Source organism: Pseudomonas sp., assembly GCF_030684895.1.
In the GTDB taxonomy this organism is placed as follows: domain Bacteria; phylum Pseudomonadota; class Gammaproteobacteria; order Pseudomonadales; family Pseudomonadaceae; genus Aquipseudomonas.
Map to the genome: position 1 here is coordinate 1 of NZ_JAUXXP010000072.1, position 13,827 is coordinate 13,827.

Consider the following 13,827-nt stretch of genomic DNA (forward strand, 5'->3'; position numbering starts at 1 on the left):
TCATGGTGTGGTGGCTCTTGTGGCAGTGAAAAGCCCAGTCGCCCTCCTCATCGGCAAGGAACTCAACCTGACGCATCTGCCCCACCGCAATATCCGTGGTCACCTCCGGCCAGCGCGAGCCCACCGGCGTCGGCCCGCCATCGGTACCGGTCACCTCGAACTCGTGGCCATGCAGATGTATCGGGTGATTGGTCATGGTCAGGTTGCCGACGCGCAGGCGCACGCGGTCATTCTGGCGCACCACCAGCGGGTCGATACCGGGGAAGATGCGGCTGTTGAAGGTCCACAGATTGAAGTCGAGCATGGTCATGATCTTCGGCGTGGCTGCGCCGGGTTCGATGTCATAGGCGTTAAGCAGAAAGCAGAAATCCCGATCCACTTCGCTGATTAGCGGGTGGTGTTCCTTGGGATGAGTAACCCAAAAGCCCATCATGCCCATGGCCATCTGGGTCATCTCATCGGCATGCGGGTGGTACATAAAGGTGCCGGGGCGGCGCGCGACGAACTCGTAGACAAAGGTTTTGCCCACTGGAATAGCCGGCTGGGTCAGCCCGGCGACGCCGTCCATGCCATTGGGCAGACGTTGGCCGTGCCAGTGGATGCTGGTGTGCTCGGGCAGCTTGTTGGTGACGAAGATGCGCACCCGGTCGCCCTCCACCACCTCTATGGTCGGCCCCGGCGATTGGCCGTTATAGCCCCACAGATGAGCCTTGTAGCCAGGCGCCAGCTCGCGCACCACCGGCTCTGCGACCAGGTGGAACTCCTTGACCCCGTTGTTCATCCGCCACGGCAGGGTCCAGCCGTTGAGGGTGACCACCGGGTTATAGGGCCGGCCGTTCTGTGGTTGCAGCGGCGGCTGGGTATCGGCGCTGCCCTGGGACATCGCCTCCGGTATGCCGGCCAGGGATACCCGGCTGACCGCCGAGGTGGCGACAGCTGCAGTAATCGCGCTGGCACCGAGAAAGAAATCACGTCGTGAAACCATGGGAAAATATCCTTGATCAGTGCCCGGCGGGCTCGTCGGTGGCGGCCATAGCCGGTGTGCTTGCTGACAGACTGGGCGCGCCCAACAGGGCCATATCCAGATCCGCCTTGGCGACCCAGAAGTCGCGCTGCGCCTGCAGATAGCCGTCGACCGCGAGGATTTGTTTGCGTGCATCGGCCAGCAGCTCGAAGGTGCTGATAAACATGCCGTTGTACTGCAGGACATTTTCCTCGGCGATGCGTGCGCGCAGCGGCAGCACCTCGTCGCGGTAATGCCGGGCAATGTCATGGCTGGCCTGATAACCCAGGTAGGCCTCACGCACCTGGGAGCGCACATTGACCGCCGTGGCGGCGGCGCGATTGAGCATCTGCCGGTACTGCGCCTCGGCCTTGGCCACCTTGGCGCCACTCCAGTCGAACAGCGGCAACTCGACGCTGATCTCGTAACCGCGCTGAGTCGGCTCCTCATTGGAGCGGTTGTTCACCACGCCCAGTTCCAGCACGTTGATAAAGCGTGTGGTCTTGCTCAGCCCCAGGTTGCTGGCCAGTCGCTCGGCGTCCAGGCGCACAGCCTGGATATCCAGACGCTGAGCCATGGCCAAACGCTCGACATCCGGCAACTGCTCAGGCTTAGCCGGCAACTCGGGCAGGCGCTCGGGCAAGCGGAAATCGATCTGCTCGCCCCACAAGCCAAGCAGGCGGGTCAGTTGTTCGCGGCTCTGCACCCGGACCTGTTCGGCGCGGATCAGGTTCAGCCCTGCATCGGCATAGAAGCTCTGCTCCTGGGCCCGTTGCAGCGTGCTGTAGTTACCCACCGCCGCCAGCCGCCGGGCCAGCTCAGCCGATACTTCGGCCGCCTGCATCACCTGCTGCATATAAGCCAGGCTTTCCTGCGCCGCCACCGCGCGGTACCAGGCCTTGCGCGTCTGGCTGGCCAGCTCGAACAACGCCAGGTTGGTCTGCCGCTGCACCTGCTCGAAGCGCTTGGCCTCCATGCCGGAGGTCAGCGGCATGGCGATCAGCCGCGCCAGGTTGATATGCAGACCGCGCTCGTATTCCACCTCGCTGCCCTTCTCCAAACGCCCGAAGGAAAAGCCCGGATTGGGGATACGCCCAGCCTGCACACGCTCGGCTTCACTGATGCCCAGCGCATCGAAACTCGCCTGCAAGTCGCGGTTATTCAGCAAGGCAACCTGCACTGCTGCATCCACCGTCAGCGGCTCGGCCAGTAACTCGGCAACCCGATCGGCCACCTGACTGCGCTGCTCCGGGGTTTTCACCCAGGTCACCTGTTTGTCCAACTGCACCTGGCTGGCCTGCTCGACCTGAGTAAAACCACCATCCTGGCTAAAGCTGGCGCAGCCGCTCAGTAGAACAACCACTGCGCAAAGCCCGACGCCGCTCTTCATGCCACTCGATTTAGTGATGGCCATGATGCGGCTCCATTGGCTTGGTCGGCGGCTCGGCGGGCTGCTGAGCCGGGACTTCCTGGCTATAAGGCTCCTGTGGGTTCGGCTCTTGGGCATACGGTTCCTGGGCATAGGTGCGCCAGCCGCCGATCCGACCGACCAACTCATTGGCCTCGCGCCAGTTATGTAACGGTTGCTCGCTAAAGCCCTGGTAGGCCTTGAGCGGCGATTGGTAGTGCACAGCCGGCGTGGCGGCCTGGGCGTCCAGCGGGTCGGGCGACTCGGCCCAGCTGCCGGCAGGCAGCAGCCATGCCAGGCAGATAAACGCCTGCCGGCGGGCAAAGAGAAAACGCATCATCGAATAGTCTCGCGTGCAGCGGCGTTGCCTGCGCTGCGCAGGCAAACACCGACTAATAGCTAAATACGCGTTACGCGGGCCTGGGCAGCAACTGCGCCAGGTGCGTCAACGCACGGTTTGGCTTAGGCGAGAAACAGGCGTGGGGGTCTTTCGGGAGTTTCGGCGATAAAACCGACAAACTGATCCAGTCGCGCCAGGGACGGCTCGACCGCTTGCAGTGGGGAATTGCTGGCAACCACAGTGCTCAGGGCCACCGCACCAACACAAAAGGCGCAAAGGCTGCACAGGCTGTTATCGGCGGCAGACACGGACTTGCTCGAGTTGTCGCTGGCGTGATGCCCGCCATGGGCAGATGCCTCAGCAGGCTGAGCCATGACCATCGCGCCGGGATGATGCGCCGCCATTTGCGTATCAACCTGGGCCATCGCCCCGCTCTGCTGGGTTACCGCGCATAACTGCATGCTGATGGCCGCCATGCTCTGCGCCGGGAGGGCGAGCATTAGCATCCAGATCAAAGCGGTACGCAGGGTTTTACGCATGGTGCGAATTTTTCTTCAGCACGGTTGATGGGTCGGATTATCCACCCAATAGGCCATTTGTCCACACCCGAGCATGGGCAAAAGCCCCCGTAGCTGGCTATGATCGGAGCCCATGACCAGCACCCCACCCTTGCGCCAACCCTGCCCACCCGGCGCCTGCGATTGCGGGCGCGAGCAGCTGTTGCAGCAAGCAAACAGCGATGTGCGCATCCTGTTGCTCACCCGCAACGAGGAAAAGCGCCTGCTAGAACGCCTGGAAAACCTTGAAAGCCTGGCCGACCTGGAAAAGCTGCAGCGACGCATCTACGAGCAGCTCGGCGTGCGCGTCGTCGTCGCTCCCGGCTTTAATGAGGTGCGCAGCATGCGCGGCATTGCCATCCAGATCGCTGAACTGCCCGGGCTGTGCCGCAAAACCCGCCAGGCCATCCCCACCGCCATTCGCCGCGGATTGGAGAAACGCCCGCAGATCGCCTACGACCTGCTTAACGCACACGACCTGTTTCGCGATATTTAAGGCCAAGGTGATAGGGTCGTGAATTGGCAAAAAGGGCTAACCGCCGGCCGACCTTATGTGCCAAAAACCGCGCGGTTGACAGTCCGGTAAAAATCAGCAGAATCGCCGCCCCTTTTCCACGGATGGAAGTCCCTCGTGCAACGGATTGTGATTTTGGGCAATGCTGGCAGCGGCAAGTCCACTCTGGCGCGGGCCTTGGGCAAGCGCCTCGGCGTACCCGTCGTGCATCTCGACACCCTGTTCTGGGAGCCAGGCTGGGTCGAACCCGATGCGGCGCAGTTCCGTGAAGGGGTGCGTGATGCGCTCACAACGGATGCCTGGATCTGCGAAGGCAACTACGCCCGACGCACCTTCGACCTGCGCCTGCCCAACGCCGACCTGATCATCTGGCTTGATACACCAAGGCTGACCTGCCTGACGCGCGTTATCGTTCGTAGCGTATTGAACCGACCTCGCCCCGACCTGCCGGCTGGCTGTAGAGAGCAACTCGACCGGGCATTTCTGGACTTTCTTAAATTCGTCTGGCAGTTCGACCATGGCTACCGCCAAGGTATCGAGGCAGTGCGCATGGCCATAGGCCCGACGGTGACAACAGTGCATTTACGCGGCGGCCGAGAGATTGCCGCCTTCCTGGCTCAGTTGCCCGCAACACCTGCAACTCGGCACTGTTAGATCGATTGACGACCAGAAGAAAGGGATTATTACTCGTGGCAGAACACTTCATTCGCCCGCTCGCACTGTGCATTTTCCATCATCAGGGGAAAATACTGGTCAACCAATTCCACGATGCAGATGAGAACCGGATGCTCTTTCGCCCTATTGGTGGCGGCATTGAATTCGGCGAAAAGAGCCACGACGCCATCGTCCGCGAAGTGAAGGAAGAACTGGGCCGCTCGATCAGCGACATTCGCCTGATTGGCACGCTGGAAAGCATCTTCACCTACGCAGGCAAGCCAGGGCACGAGATTGTCCAAGTCTACGATGCAAGGTTTGACGACGCAGAGGTCTATGAACAACCTTGGCTAGACGGCCACGAAAGCGATGGCGCGCCGTTCAGAGCCGCGTGGCACTCCAGCGCCAGCTTCACCCCGGCATCACCGCTTGTACCTGAAGGGCTTTACGACCTGCTCAAGCGAGCATTTCTGTTGTGACGGCGCAAAGGTAGGCCGGGGCTGGCCGTATGCCAATTAAGGCTGTGTTGGCATGCGCCGCAATTTTCAAACTCAAGGATCAGGCAGATGGCATTCCTGGTAGAGAAAGCGCCCATTACTAAAGCCCTGATGGAGGCTGACTTGAAAGATGCTTGTGACCCCAACCTGCTTGCGACAAAAGCATGCCCTGTGGTTGTGCGGATGATTGACGGCATGGAGCACCTGCTGGTGTTCAAACATCCACTAGCGGGTTACCAACTGGTGAAGGGCACCATTGAATTGGCTGAGCGGCCTGCCCATGCAGCCGTGCGCGAGCTTGCTGAAGAATCGGGCATTTGTAATGCCCAGGCAGTAATGGATCTAGGCAATTGGAATGCCGGGCACGAGCAACAGATTTGGTCGTTTCAGCTTTGTGAGGTCGCAGAGTCGCTACCCCAGCAGTGGCGCTTCGACACACATGATGATGGCGGACATGTCTTTGAGTTCTTCTGGCATCCGTTGAGTGCTGGTTTTCCCACGCCTTGTCACACGCTGTTTCAGGCAGCCTGGGCACAGATCAGAAATCGGCTTTACGCCACGGACGCGGACACACATAGCCCTTACAGGTGCTAACAGCAGCTCATCGCTCCTCCTAAAAGCTGACCTGATTCACACCGAATACACCCACAACCTGCTGCACGATGAGAAGCACGTGCTACTTAGGCTGCTTCAAGCGTGGACAATTAGGGCAAAGCTCCACCCCTGGCAGCACGTAGCGGATGCAGCACAAACGTCGCTGGCGCCAGGGCCGTACCTGGCCGTCAGCGTGCTCGATATCGACATAGCGGATTGGCGCATATAGCGGGTTGCGCGAACCATCCGGGCGGTGTGCGGTGCTTAGCAGGTGCTGGCCGTCGAGCAATAACTGCGGCTGATCGCTGCGCTTTTGCAGTTGCCCAAGCCAAGCCTCGAAGTAGTTGCCGGCATTGCTCCAGAGTACCTTCGCCGAGACCCCGCTATGGGCGCAGAGCGCCTGAATAAACGGCTGCAGGTTGTCATCGAGCAGATGAGCAAAACGCTCGTAGGGATTCTGCGGCGGCGGCATCGGCTCGCACGGCCCAGGCAGCTTGAACACCAGCGGCAAGCCTTCGCCATCGACGATGATCGCCAGCTGTTCGAGCTGCAGCGGCATGCTTTTGTTCAGCAGCAGCGCCGCGCTGATCACCGGCGGAAACAGGCGCATAAAATACTGATTGGCCCAGATCGACGCCAAACCACGCTGGTCGGCCGTCGCGAATTGCGGACGGAAGCGCGCCATCAACGTACTCAGCATCTGCGGCTGAAGGAATTGCTCACCACTGATGGCCTCGCGCGGATCATCCGCCGCCACAAAAACATTGCGGTAACGCGCCAGATCGCCACTGAACAGCGTGGCCAGCTCGGACAACATCTCTCCTTCCACAGAGGTATCCGTTGAGGTCGCCGGAGCAACCGTTGCAGGCAAATTAGTCGCCTCAGCAGCAGCGTTCTTCTTGGGAAAATCCTTGGCGTGCAATGCCTTCACCCGTCAAAAAAACACCAATAGTAACGCTAACGATTAGCGTTTGCGAAATACTGATTCATTACTTAAGATGCAGCCCGCGCCCAATCTAGAGCGGTTATGCACATGGATGATGTAGGACACTCGAAAGCAGCCGTGCATCTGGCGATGCTGATAAACCTGCTTTCCATCGGCAGCCTGATGATGGTGATGCCCCTGGGTCCGGATCTGGTTCGTCACCTCGGCATGCAGGCCAGCCATGTCGGCTATATCAGTGGCGGCGCCACGCTCGCTTCGGCCCTGAGCATGGCTCTGGCGGCGCCCTGGCTGGATCGCCTGCAGCGAAAACAGGCGCTGGTAATCCTCCTGACCCTGCGCTTCGCCCTGCTGATGGCCTGCGCCCTGACCAGCAGCGCCGAACAGCTGATTCTGTTGTTTGTGCTCTCCGGCCTGGTTGCCGGGCCCATGGGCGCACTGCTGATGGCAAGCATGCTCGACATCATCCCGCCGGCCGAACGCGGGCGAAAACTCGCCTATATCGGCATGGGCTTTTCTCTGGCAGCCATTGTGGTGGTGCCCCTGGCTCTGGAGCTGGCGCTGCGCTGGAGTTGGCAAGCGCCCTTTATCGTGTTCGGCGGTGTGGGCCTGGCGCTGGCGTTGTCGTGTCACCTGCTGCTGCATATCCAGGTCAGCGCTTCGCGGCCCAGCGGCTCGGTGCTGCCGTTATTGAAATCGCCGCTGTGCCTGGGCGCTCTGGCGATCACCGCGCTGCAGATATTCGGCCACTTTCTGCTGGTGCCGCACTTCTCCAACTACTTCCAGTTCAACCTGAATTTTCCCCGCGAGCAGATCGGCTTGCTGTTTCTTTGCGGCGGCCTGGCCAGCCTGGCAGCCATGCGCCTGGGTGGTATCTGGATCGACCGTGGCCAGGCGCTGACGGTGATTCTGCTCAGCAGCTTCGGTCTAGCACTGACCACGCTGCTGGGTTTCGCCATACCGATTGGCCTGTCGATTTACCTGGTCTTCGTGCTGTTTATGGCCGCCAGTGCGGTGCGCACCAACAGCAGCATGACCATTGCCGCAGCGATCCCGCCGCCACACCAGCGCGCCGCCTTTATGGCGTTTCAGGGCACCGTCAGCAATGTCGCTGCTGGGCTCGGCAGCCTGTTTTCGGCGCTCTACCTGGGCACTGGCGCAGACAACCAGCTTCTGGGCTTCAACCAGTTGAGCGGCTTTTATGTGGTCGTCGGAATACTCACGGGGGTGGGTATGTGGTTGCTCCAACGCGGTATCCGGCGACGCGACGCCGCCAGCCACACCGCAGACATAACAACACAGGCGGGCTGAAACCGCCGATCACCAGTGATCAGCTGTAAACGAGTCAACACCTACTCAAATGGAACCTGTCATGTCTTTTGTCAGAAACATCAATCGCCGTCGCGCCATCTCGGTGGGCGTACTGGGCGGTCTGCTGCCTTTCGCGGCGCTGGCCGACAACAGCGTCACCCTGAAAGACAGCATCGTCACCGCCTCGCAAACGGCCCACAGCCAGTTGAGCGTTCCCGCCAGCGCCTCGGTCATCACCCGCGCTGAACTGGAGAAGATGCCGGTCTATGACCTGGCCGATGCGGTAAAGCGCCTGCCTGGCGTACATATCAACACCTCCTCGGCCTATGGCCGCAAGGAGATCAAGATTCGCGGCATGGATTCGGACTACACCCTGCTGCTGGTCAACGGCCGCCGCATCAACTCGCGTGACGCCCTGACCTCCAACTACGCCAACGACTTCGACCTGTCCTCGATCCCCATGGCAGCGGTTGAACGTATCGAAGTGATCCGCGGCCCGATGTCTTCGCTGTATGGCGCCGATGCTCTGGGCGGGGTGGTCAACGTGATCCTGCGTCAGCCCACCAACAGCACCGAAGCCGGCGTGGCCTACAGCTACGAGCACCCGACCAAGGGTGATAACGGCGACCGCCATATCAGCAGCGGCTACCTCAGCGGCGCGTTGATTGAGGACAAGCTGCTGGGCAATCTGATTGTCGAATCCACCGACCAGGCCGCCTGGCAAACCGACAAGCTCAGCCTCAAGGGCACCGACGCCACGGAAAAGCGCCAAGGCGCCAATGTCCTGGGCTCACTAAGCTGGTTGCTCGACGAGCAGCAGAGTATCGATCTGGATATCAGCCACCGCAAGGATGAGCGCAAGGCTCGTTGGAATAACGCGAGTGCCCCTGCTGCAACCCGCCTAACCACCAATGTGCAGGACATGGATCGCACCACGTTCGGCCTGGCCCATAACGGCAACTGGGACAGTTTCAACTCCCGCGTGCGCTACTACTACGAAAAGGTCGAGCTGACTGACGACTCGCAGATCATGACCAGGCTGCGCGGCCGCGTCGGCGAAGTGGAGCAGAACAACCACACGGTTGACGGGCAGATTTCCACCACCCTCGGCAGCCACCTGCTGACCGCTGGTAGCGAGCTGCGCCGTACCACTCTGGAGCATAACCAGAACCTCGGTAAGGAAACCGAAGTCGACCAGAAAGCCATCTACCTGCAGGACGAATTCTCCCTTGGCGCCCTCGATATCACCCTCGCCGGACGCTGGGATGACCACGAAGTATTCGGCGGTGCATTCAGCCCACGCCTCTACGGTGTCTACAACCTGACGGACAACTGGGTGCTCAAGGGCGGTGCAGGCAAGGCGTTTAAGGCTCCGGATATTACCCAGTCAGATGACACCTATAGCGTGCTGGCCTGCCAAGGCCGTTGCCAACTAGTTGGCAATCCAGACCTGAAACCCGAAACCTCGGTCAGCTACGAGCTGGGCACCCAGTATCAGAACGAGCGCCTCGAAGCCGGCATCATGTTCTTCAACAACGATGTTAAGGACATGATCACCAGCGACAGATGGAATCCACCGGCTGGCTACATGCCAAAAGTGATGACCTACAGCAACATCAGCAAAGCACGAATCCAGGGCTATGAACTGCAGGGCAGCTACGCTTTCACCGACGCCTTCGCCGCACGCCTCAATTACACCTACTCCGACGCCGAAAATCGCGACACAGGGAAAGAGTTGGATTACACCCCACAGCATGTCGGCAATATCGGTATCGACTGGCAGGCGCTACCAAAACTGGGCCTGAACCTCGACTACCAATACACCGGCAGCCAGATGCTGGTAGTGCCGGCAAAATCCGCCAGCTTCGAGTCAGGGGCGTACGCCACCCTGAGCCTGGGCACCAAGTTCCAGGCCACCAAGGAACTCGCGCTCAAGGCCGGGGTAAATAACCTGACCGATACCAAGCGCGATGATGTGGCGCAGTCCATCGACCATCTCCTGATGGGCCGCACGGTATTCGTCGGCTTTAGCTACGACCTGTAACACCCGTACCCCGGCGGCACCTGTCGCCGGGGTTACCCGAATTCTGTCCAGTAGAACCATGAGCCAACTAACCCACACGCTCCATATCCAGCAACGTCACGTCCTGCTCGCCGGCAGCCTGTTACTGCTCGGCCTGCTGGCACTATCCCTGGCCACCGGTGCCGGGCAATACGGCGCGGCGGATGTGCTTGGTTTTCTACTCGGCAGCCCCAGCAGCCTGGCCGATGACAAACTGGCCATGGTGGTTAACAGCCTGCGCCTGCCACGCACTCTCGCTGCACTGCTGGTCGGCGCAAGCCTGGCGTTGGCCGCCACCCTGCTGCAAAGCGCAACGCGCAACCCGCTGGCCGAACCCGGCCTGCTCGGGGTCAATGCCGGCGCGGTGCTCGGCCTGGTAATCGGACTGATCTACTTTGGCGTCGAGTCTACCCAGGGCTATTTGCTTTGGGCCGGTGCCGGAGCGCTGCTGGGCAACCTGCTGGTGCTCGGCATCGGCGTAATGCTTGGCCAGGCCAGCCCGCTCAAGCTGATCCTCGCCGGCATGGCGCTGGCCGCGGTATTTGGCGGCATCGCCAACTTTCTACTGCTCTCCACCCGGGTGGCGCTGGAGCAGTTTCGCTACTGGAACCTCGGCTCACTTTCGGCTTCCAAGCTGTCTGCCGTGATCACAGTCAGCCCGCTGGCGCTGCTCGGCTTGGTGCTCGCGGCCCTGCTTTGCCGGCAACTGACGCTGATGCAGATGGGCGACAGCCAGGCCCGCGCCCTAGGCATCTCGACCACTTGGGTGCGCGTTGGCGTATTGCTCGCCGCCACCCTGCTGACCGCCTGCGCCATCGCCCTGGCCGGGCCGATTGGCTTTGTCGGCTTTCTGGCTGCCTACAGCGCGCGTCTGCTGGAACCGGTAGCGCTGCTACGCCAGCTGCTGTTTTCCAGCCTGTTCGGCATGCTATTTCTGCTCGCCGCCGACATCCTCGCGCGCTGGCTGGTGCAACCCTACGAGCTGCCGGTCGGCACTCTCCTCGCTGCGCTAGGCGCGCCGGCCTTGATCGCCATCGTTCTGCGCGGCGGCTTCCGTTCTCTATTGGCGGTGAAATAAGCATGCCCAGCCATCAACCCTCCGGGCTCTGGCATCTGCGTCTGGGCCAACTGAACCTGCTGCTGCATCGGCGCACCTGGCTGCTCAGCCTGCTGGTGCTTACGGTGCTGTTGGCGCTGGTGATCATGGCCATCAGCCTCGGCTCCGGGCGTATGGGCGTGCTCGATGTACTGGCCACGCTAAGCGGCCAGGGCAGCAAGCTCAATGACATCATGGTGTTCAAGATCCGCATGCCACGGGTCGCCGCTGTGGTTGTCGCAGGACTCGCCATGGGCATGGCCGGCTGCCTGATCCAGACCCTGGTGCGCAACCGCCTGGCCACCCCGGATATGGTCGGCGTTAACGAAGGCGCATCGCTGGCAGTGATCGGTTTTGCTCTTTATTTGACTGTTGGCAGTTGGCCCTGGTGGGCCTCGCCGTTGGGTGCAGCGCTGGCTGCGGTGGCGCTGTTTGTGTTGTGCCGCCGGCCTGGCGAGCAGGGCTATCTGTTTATCGTCATCGGCATCGCGCTGTCGGAGCTGCTCGGCGCCATCGGTGACTTTATGATGGCCACGCAGCCGCTGGTGCACCTGGGCAGCATCTACCTGTGGACCATGGGCCACTTCGCCGGGGCCAGCTACCAGACGGTCGCGCCGATTGCGCTGATTCTGCTGGCGCTCTGCCCACTACTGGCCTGGCTTAACCGCCCACTGGCGCTGCTGCGCTTCGGTGAGGCCACCGCGCAGAACCTCGGCATCAAGGTCGCAGCATTGCAATTGACGGTGCTCGGCGTGGCGATTCTGGTGGCGGCGCTGGGCACCGCCATCGGCGGCCCGGTGATATTTATCGCCATGGCCGCGCCGATCATCGCCTCCTGGCTGGCCCGTGATCACCTTGCACCGATCTGGCTGGCAGCCTTGTGCGGCGCGGTACTGCTGGTGGGCAGCGACACCCTGGCACGTCTGTTGGCGCAGCCCGAAGAAATTCCCACCGGGATCATGACTCGACTGCTCGGCGGCGTTCTGCTGCTGATTCTGTTGCTTAAAGACCGCAAAGGCTCCGATTGATGACGCTGTTGTCCACGCCAATACCCCCGACCCGACCTGCGCAGTTGCGCGCGCACAACCTGAGCTTTGCCTACCAGGCCAAGCGCGTGCTGCAGGACGTCTCGTTCGAGCTGCCCAAGGGCAAGCTGATCGGCATTGTCGGGCCAAACGGCAGCGGCAAATCCACCCTGCTCAAGCTGCTGGCTCGGCAACTGCCATTGCAAGGCGGCCAGCTCGAACTCAACGGCATTCCGCTGCAACGCTACGCAATGAAAGCCCTGGCCCGCGAGCTGGCCTTTCTGCCGCAGCGCCCGGTGATGGCCGAAGGCATCCGCGTCGAGCAGCTGGTGCAATACGGCCGTCACCCGCACCAGGGCTGGTTCAACCAGTGGAGCGCGGAAGACGCCCGCCAGGTCGCCCGCGCCCGCGATGCCATGCAGCTGCAGGACATCTGGCAGCAAGTCGCTTCCTCGCTCTCCGGCGGCCAGGCCCAGCGCGCCTGGCTGGGCATGATCCTGGCGCAGAACACCGACCTGGTGCTGCTTGATGAGCCCACCAGCGCCCTGGATATCGGCCACCAGGCCGAGGTCATGGAAGCGGTGCTGAATATCGTCGGCGAGGGCCGCACCGTACTGATCGTGATTCACGACCTGGGCGTGGCCGCGCGCTATTGCGATGAAATCATCGCCCTCGATAACGGCCGTATCGCCGCCATGGGCCCGGCCCGTGAGGTGATCAACAAAGCCCTGGTCGACCAGCTCTACCACACCGACGTGGACATCCTCGCCGCGCCCGATGACGGCGCCCCGGTGGTGGTGCCGCGCCGACGCACGCCCGCTCACCCTGAACAGGACTAATCCGATGACTACTGTATTGCGCTGGAGCCTGCCCCTGCTGCTCGCCAGCCAGCTGTTAAGCGCGGCCGCCATGGCCGACACCCGCCAGATCGAAGATGCCTTCGGCAACCCGGTTACTGTGCCGAGCGCGCCGCAACGGGTAATTACCCTCAGTGAGCTGGATCTGGATGCGGCGCTGGCCCTGGGCATCACCCCGGTGGGCACGATTAACGGCCGTGGCCAGGCCGCGCCACCGCGTTATCTCGACAACCAAGCAGTAGCCGGGATCAAGGTAGTCGGTGATATCGACAACCCCAACCTGGAAACCCTGCTGGAGCTGGAACCCGACCTGATCCTCACCGGCCCGGTAAAACCCGAGCAACTGGCGATCCTCAATGAAATCGCCCCCACGGTGATCACCTTCGCCTGGGCCAAACCCTGGCAGGAGAGCCTGCAGCGTACCGCCAACGCGCTCAACCAAAGCGCTGCCGCCGATGCGCTGCTGGCACGCTACAACGCCCGCGCCGCCGAAGCCCGCGAACGCTTGAAGGCTCACCAGGGCGAGACCTTCAGCATCGTGCGCTGGAACCCCAAGGGCCCGTCCTACATGTTCAAGGACTCCTTCGCCAGCAGCGTGATCAGTGACCTAGGCCTGCTGCGCCCGAGCTACCAACAGGACCCCGGCCACACCCATTCCATGGCCCTGAGCCTGGAATCGCTGCAACTGCTGGACGCCGACTGGCTGGTAATCGGCACCCTGAGCACCAGCGGCGAAGCGGTGGAAGCCCTGCAACAGGCCGAGCAGACCCCAGCGTTCAAGCAACTGTCGGCAATCCAGGGCAAACGCTTCGGCGCAGTCGATGGTTCGCTATGGACCTCCCTCGGCGGCCCGCAGGCTGCCTTGCAGGTGATCGCCGATATCGAACAGCTGCTCGGCAAGTCCGATGCGCAGCCGCTCAAGAACTGAACGAATGTCTGTAGGTTGGCGCTGAGCGCAGCGAAGCC

The 13,827-nt window shown here is 61.7% G+C and carries 15 protein-coding genes; 10 read left to right on the top strand and 5 right to left on the bottom strand.

All coding sequences use genetic code 11. The features are described from left to right. From Q8M42_RS16085 to Q8M42_RS16100, 4 genes are all read right to left on the bottom strand, one after another. On the bottom strand, window positions 1-985 hold a 985-nt coding region (locus Q8M42_RS16085; RefSeq protein ID WP_305284810.1), incomplete at its 3' end, for a multicopper oxidase family protein. Window positions 986-1,001: 16 nt separating this feature from the next. Further along, the gene (locus Q8M42_RS16090; protein ID WP_304868623.1) at window positions 1,002-2,417 is read right to left on the bottom strand and encodes a TolC family protein; all 1,416 of its coding nucleotides are present in this window, start codon (window positions 2,415-2,417) and stop codon (window positions 1,002-1,004) included. Continuing rightward, window positions 2,404-2,751, bottom strand: coding sequence for a hypothetical protein (locus tag Q8M42_RS16095; protein ID WP_304868625.1), 348 nt, complete (start codon window positions 2,749-2,751; stop codon window positions 2,404-2,406). Before Q8M42_RS16095 ends, Q8M42_RS16090 begins: the two co-directional genes overlap by 14 nt. A 122-nt stretch (window positions 2,752-2,873) precedes the next feature. Beyond that, window positions 2,874-3,290: a hypothetical protein gene (locus tag Q8M42_RS16100; RefSeq protein ID WP_304868627.1), complete on the bottom strand. Its 417-nt coding sequence runs from the start codon at window positions 3,288-3,290 to the stop codon at window positions 2,874-2,876. A 112-nt stretch (window positions 3,291-3,402) separates the two neighbouring features. On the opposite strand from Q8M42_RS16100, the gene Q8M42_RS16105 reads away from it, so the two are divergent. From Q8M42_RS16105 to Q8M42_RS16120, 4 genes are all read left to right on the top strand, one after another. Continuing rightward, window positions 3,403-3,804: a hypothetical protein gene (locus tag Q8M42_RS16105; RefSeq protein ID WP_304868629.1), complete on the top strand. Its 402-nt coding sequence runs from the start codon at window positions 3,403-3,405 to the stop codon at window positions 3,802-3,804. A gap of 135 nt (window positions 3,805-3,939) precedes the next feature. Further along, window positions 3,940-4,476 carry an AAA family ATPase gene (locus Q8M42_RS16110; protein ID WP_304868631.1) on the top strand — a complete coding sequence of 179 codons (537 nt, stop codon included), beginning with the start codon at window positions 3,940-3,942 and terminating at the stop codon, window positions 4,474-4,476. A 35-nt stretch (window positions 4,477-4,511) separates the two neighbouring features. Further along, window positions 4,512-4,955, top strand: a complete 444-nt coding sequence (locus tag Q8M42_RS16115) for an NUDIX hydrolase (RefSeq protein WP_304868633.1) — start codon at window positions 4,512-4,514, stop codon at window positions 4,953-4,955. An 87-nt stretch (window positions 4,956-5,042) separates the two neighbouring features. Next, window positions 5,043-5,567, top strand: a complete 525-nt coding sequence (locus tag Q8M42_RS16120; protein WP_304868635.1) for an NUDIX domain-containing protein — start codon at window positions 5,043-5,045, stop codon at window positions 5,565-5,567. A gap of 82 nt (window positions 5,568-5,649) precedes the next feature. Here the strand turns inward: Q8M42_RS16120 and fhuF are convergent, their stop codons facing one another. Continuing rightward, entirely contained in the window at window positions 5,650-6,384 is a 735-nt protein-coding gene (fhuF, locus tag Q8M42_RS16125; protein WP_304868637.1) for a siderophore-iron reductase FhuF, read from the bottom strand. Between the two features lie 216 nt (window positions 6,385-6,600). Between fhuF and Q8M42_RS16130 the strand changes: the two genes are divergently transcribed. The 6 genes from Q8M42_RS16130 to Q8M42_RS16155 all read left to right on the top strand — a co-directional run bounded on the left by Q8M42_RS16130 (window position 6,601) and on the right by Q8M42_RS16155 (window position 13,789). Then, a complete protein-coding gene (locus tag Q8M42_RS16130) occupies window positions 6,601-7,821 on the top strand; it encodes an MFS transporter (RefSeq protein WP_304868639.1) in 1,221 nt (406 codons plus the stop codon). A gap of 61 nt (window positions 7,822-7,882) precedes the next feature. Then, window positions 7,883-9,865, top strand: coding sequence for a TonB-dependent siderophore receptor (locus tag Q8M42_RS16135; protein ID WP_304868641.1), 1,983 nt, complete (start codon window positions 7,883-7,885; stop codon window positions 9,863-9,865). A gap of 58 nt (window positions 9,866-9,923) precedes the next feature. Beyond that, window positions 9,924-10,961 (top strand): iron ABC transporter permease, encoded by a 1,038-nt coding sequence (locus Q8M42_RS16140; RefSeq protein ID WP_304868643.1) that lies wholly within the window; start codon window positions 9,924-9,926, stop codon window positions 10,959-10,961. Between the two features lie 2 nt (window positions 10,962-10,963). Next, window positions 10,964-12,007: an iron chelate uptake ABC transporter family permease subunit gene (locus Q8M42_RS16145; RefSeq protein WP_304868645.1), complete on the top strand. Its 1,044-nt coding sequence runs from the start codon at window positions 10,964-10,966 to the stop codon at window positions 12,005-12,007. Beyond that, complete coding sequence (locus Q8M42_RS16150) at window positions 12,007-12,843, top strand: ABC transporter ATP-binding protein (protein ID WP_304868646.1); 837 nt, start codon at window positions 12,007-12,009, stop codon at window positions 12,841-12,843. The genes Q8M42_RS16145 and Q8M42_RS16150 overlap by 1 nt, the downstream gene beginning before the upstream one ends. A 4-nt stretch (window positions 12,844-12,847) precedes the next feature. Next, window positions 12,848-13,789, top strand: coding sequence for an iron-siderophore ABC transporter substrate-binding protein (locus tag Q8M42_RS16155; protein ID WP_304868648.1), 942 nt, complete (start codon window positions 12,848-12,850; stop codon window positions 13,787-13,789). Window positions 13,790-13,827 lie beyond the last annotated feature (38 nt).

Coding starts and splice junctions, on each gene's coding strand:
- Q8M42_RS16105 (WP_304868629.1), top strand. CDS start 3,403: ATGACCAGCACCCCACCCTTGCGCCAACCCTGCCCACCCGGCGCCTGC.
- fhuF (WP_304868637.1), bottom strand. CDS start 6,384: ATGTTGTCCGAGCTGGCCACGCTGTTCAGTGGCGATCTGGCGCGTTAC.
- Q8M42_RS16130 (WP_304868639.1), top strand. CDS start 6,601: ATGGATGATGTAGGACACTCGAAAGCAGCCGTGCATCTGGCGATGCTG.
- Q8M42_RS16095 (WP_304868625.1), bottom strand. CDS start 2,751: ATGATGCGTTTTCTCTTTGCCCGCCGGCAGGCGTTTATCTGCCTGGCA.
- Q8M42_RS16155 (WP_304868648.1), top strand. CDS start 12,848: ATGACTACTGTATTGCGCTGGAGCCTGCCCCTGCTGCTCGCCAGCCAG.
- Q8M42_RS16150 (WP_304868646.1), top strand. CDS start 12,007: ATGACGCTGTTGTCCACGCCAATACCCCCGACCCGACCTGCGCAGTTG.
- Q8M42_RS16100 (WP_304868627.1), bottom strand. CDS start 3,290: ATGCGTAAAACCCTGCGTACCGCTTTGATCTGGATGCTAATGCTCGCC.
- Q8M42_RS16145 (WP_304868645.1), top strand. CDS start 10,964: ATGCCCAGCCATCAACCCTCCGGGCTCTGGCATCTGCGTCTGGGCCAA.
- Q8M42_RS16135 (WP_304868641.1), top strand. CDS start 7,883: ATGTCTTTTGTCAGAAACATCAATCGCCGTCGCGCCATCTCGGTGGGC.
- Q8M42_RS16140 (WP_304868643.1), top strand. CDS start 9,924: ATGAGCCAACTAACCCACACGCTCCATATCCAGCAACGTCACGTCCTG.
- Q8M42_RS16090 (WP_304868623.1), bottom strand. CDS start 2,417: ATGGCCATCACTAAATCGAGTGGCATGAAGAGCGGCGTCGGGCTTTGC.
- Q8M42_RS16120 (WP_304868635.1), top strand. CDS start 5,043: ATGGCATTCCTGGTAGAGAAAGCGCCCATTACTAAAGCCCTGATGGAG.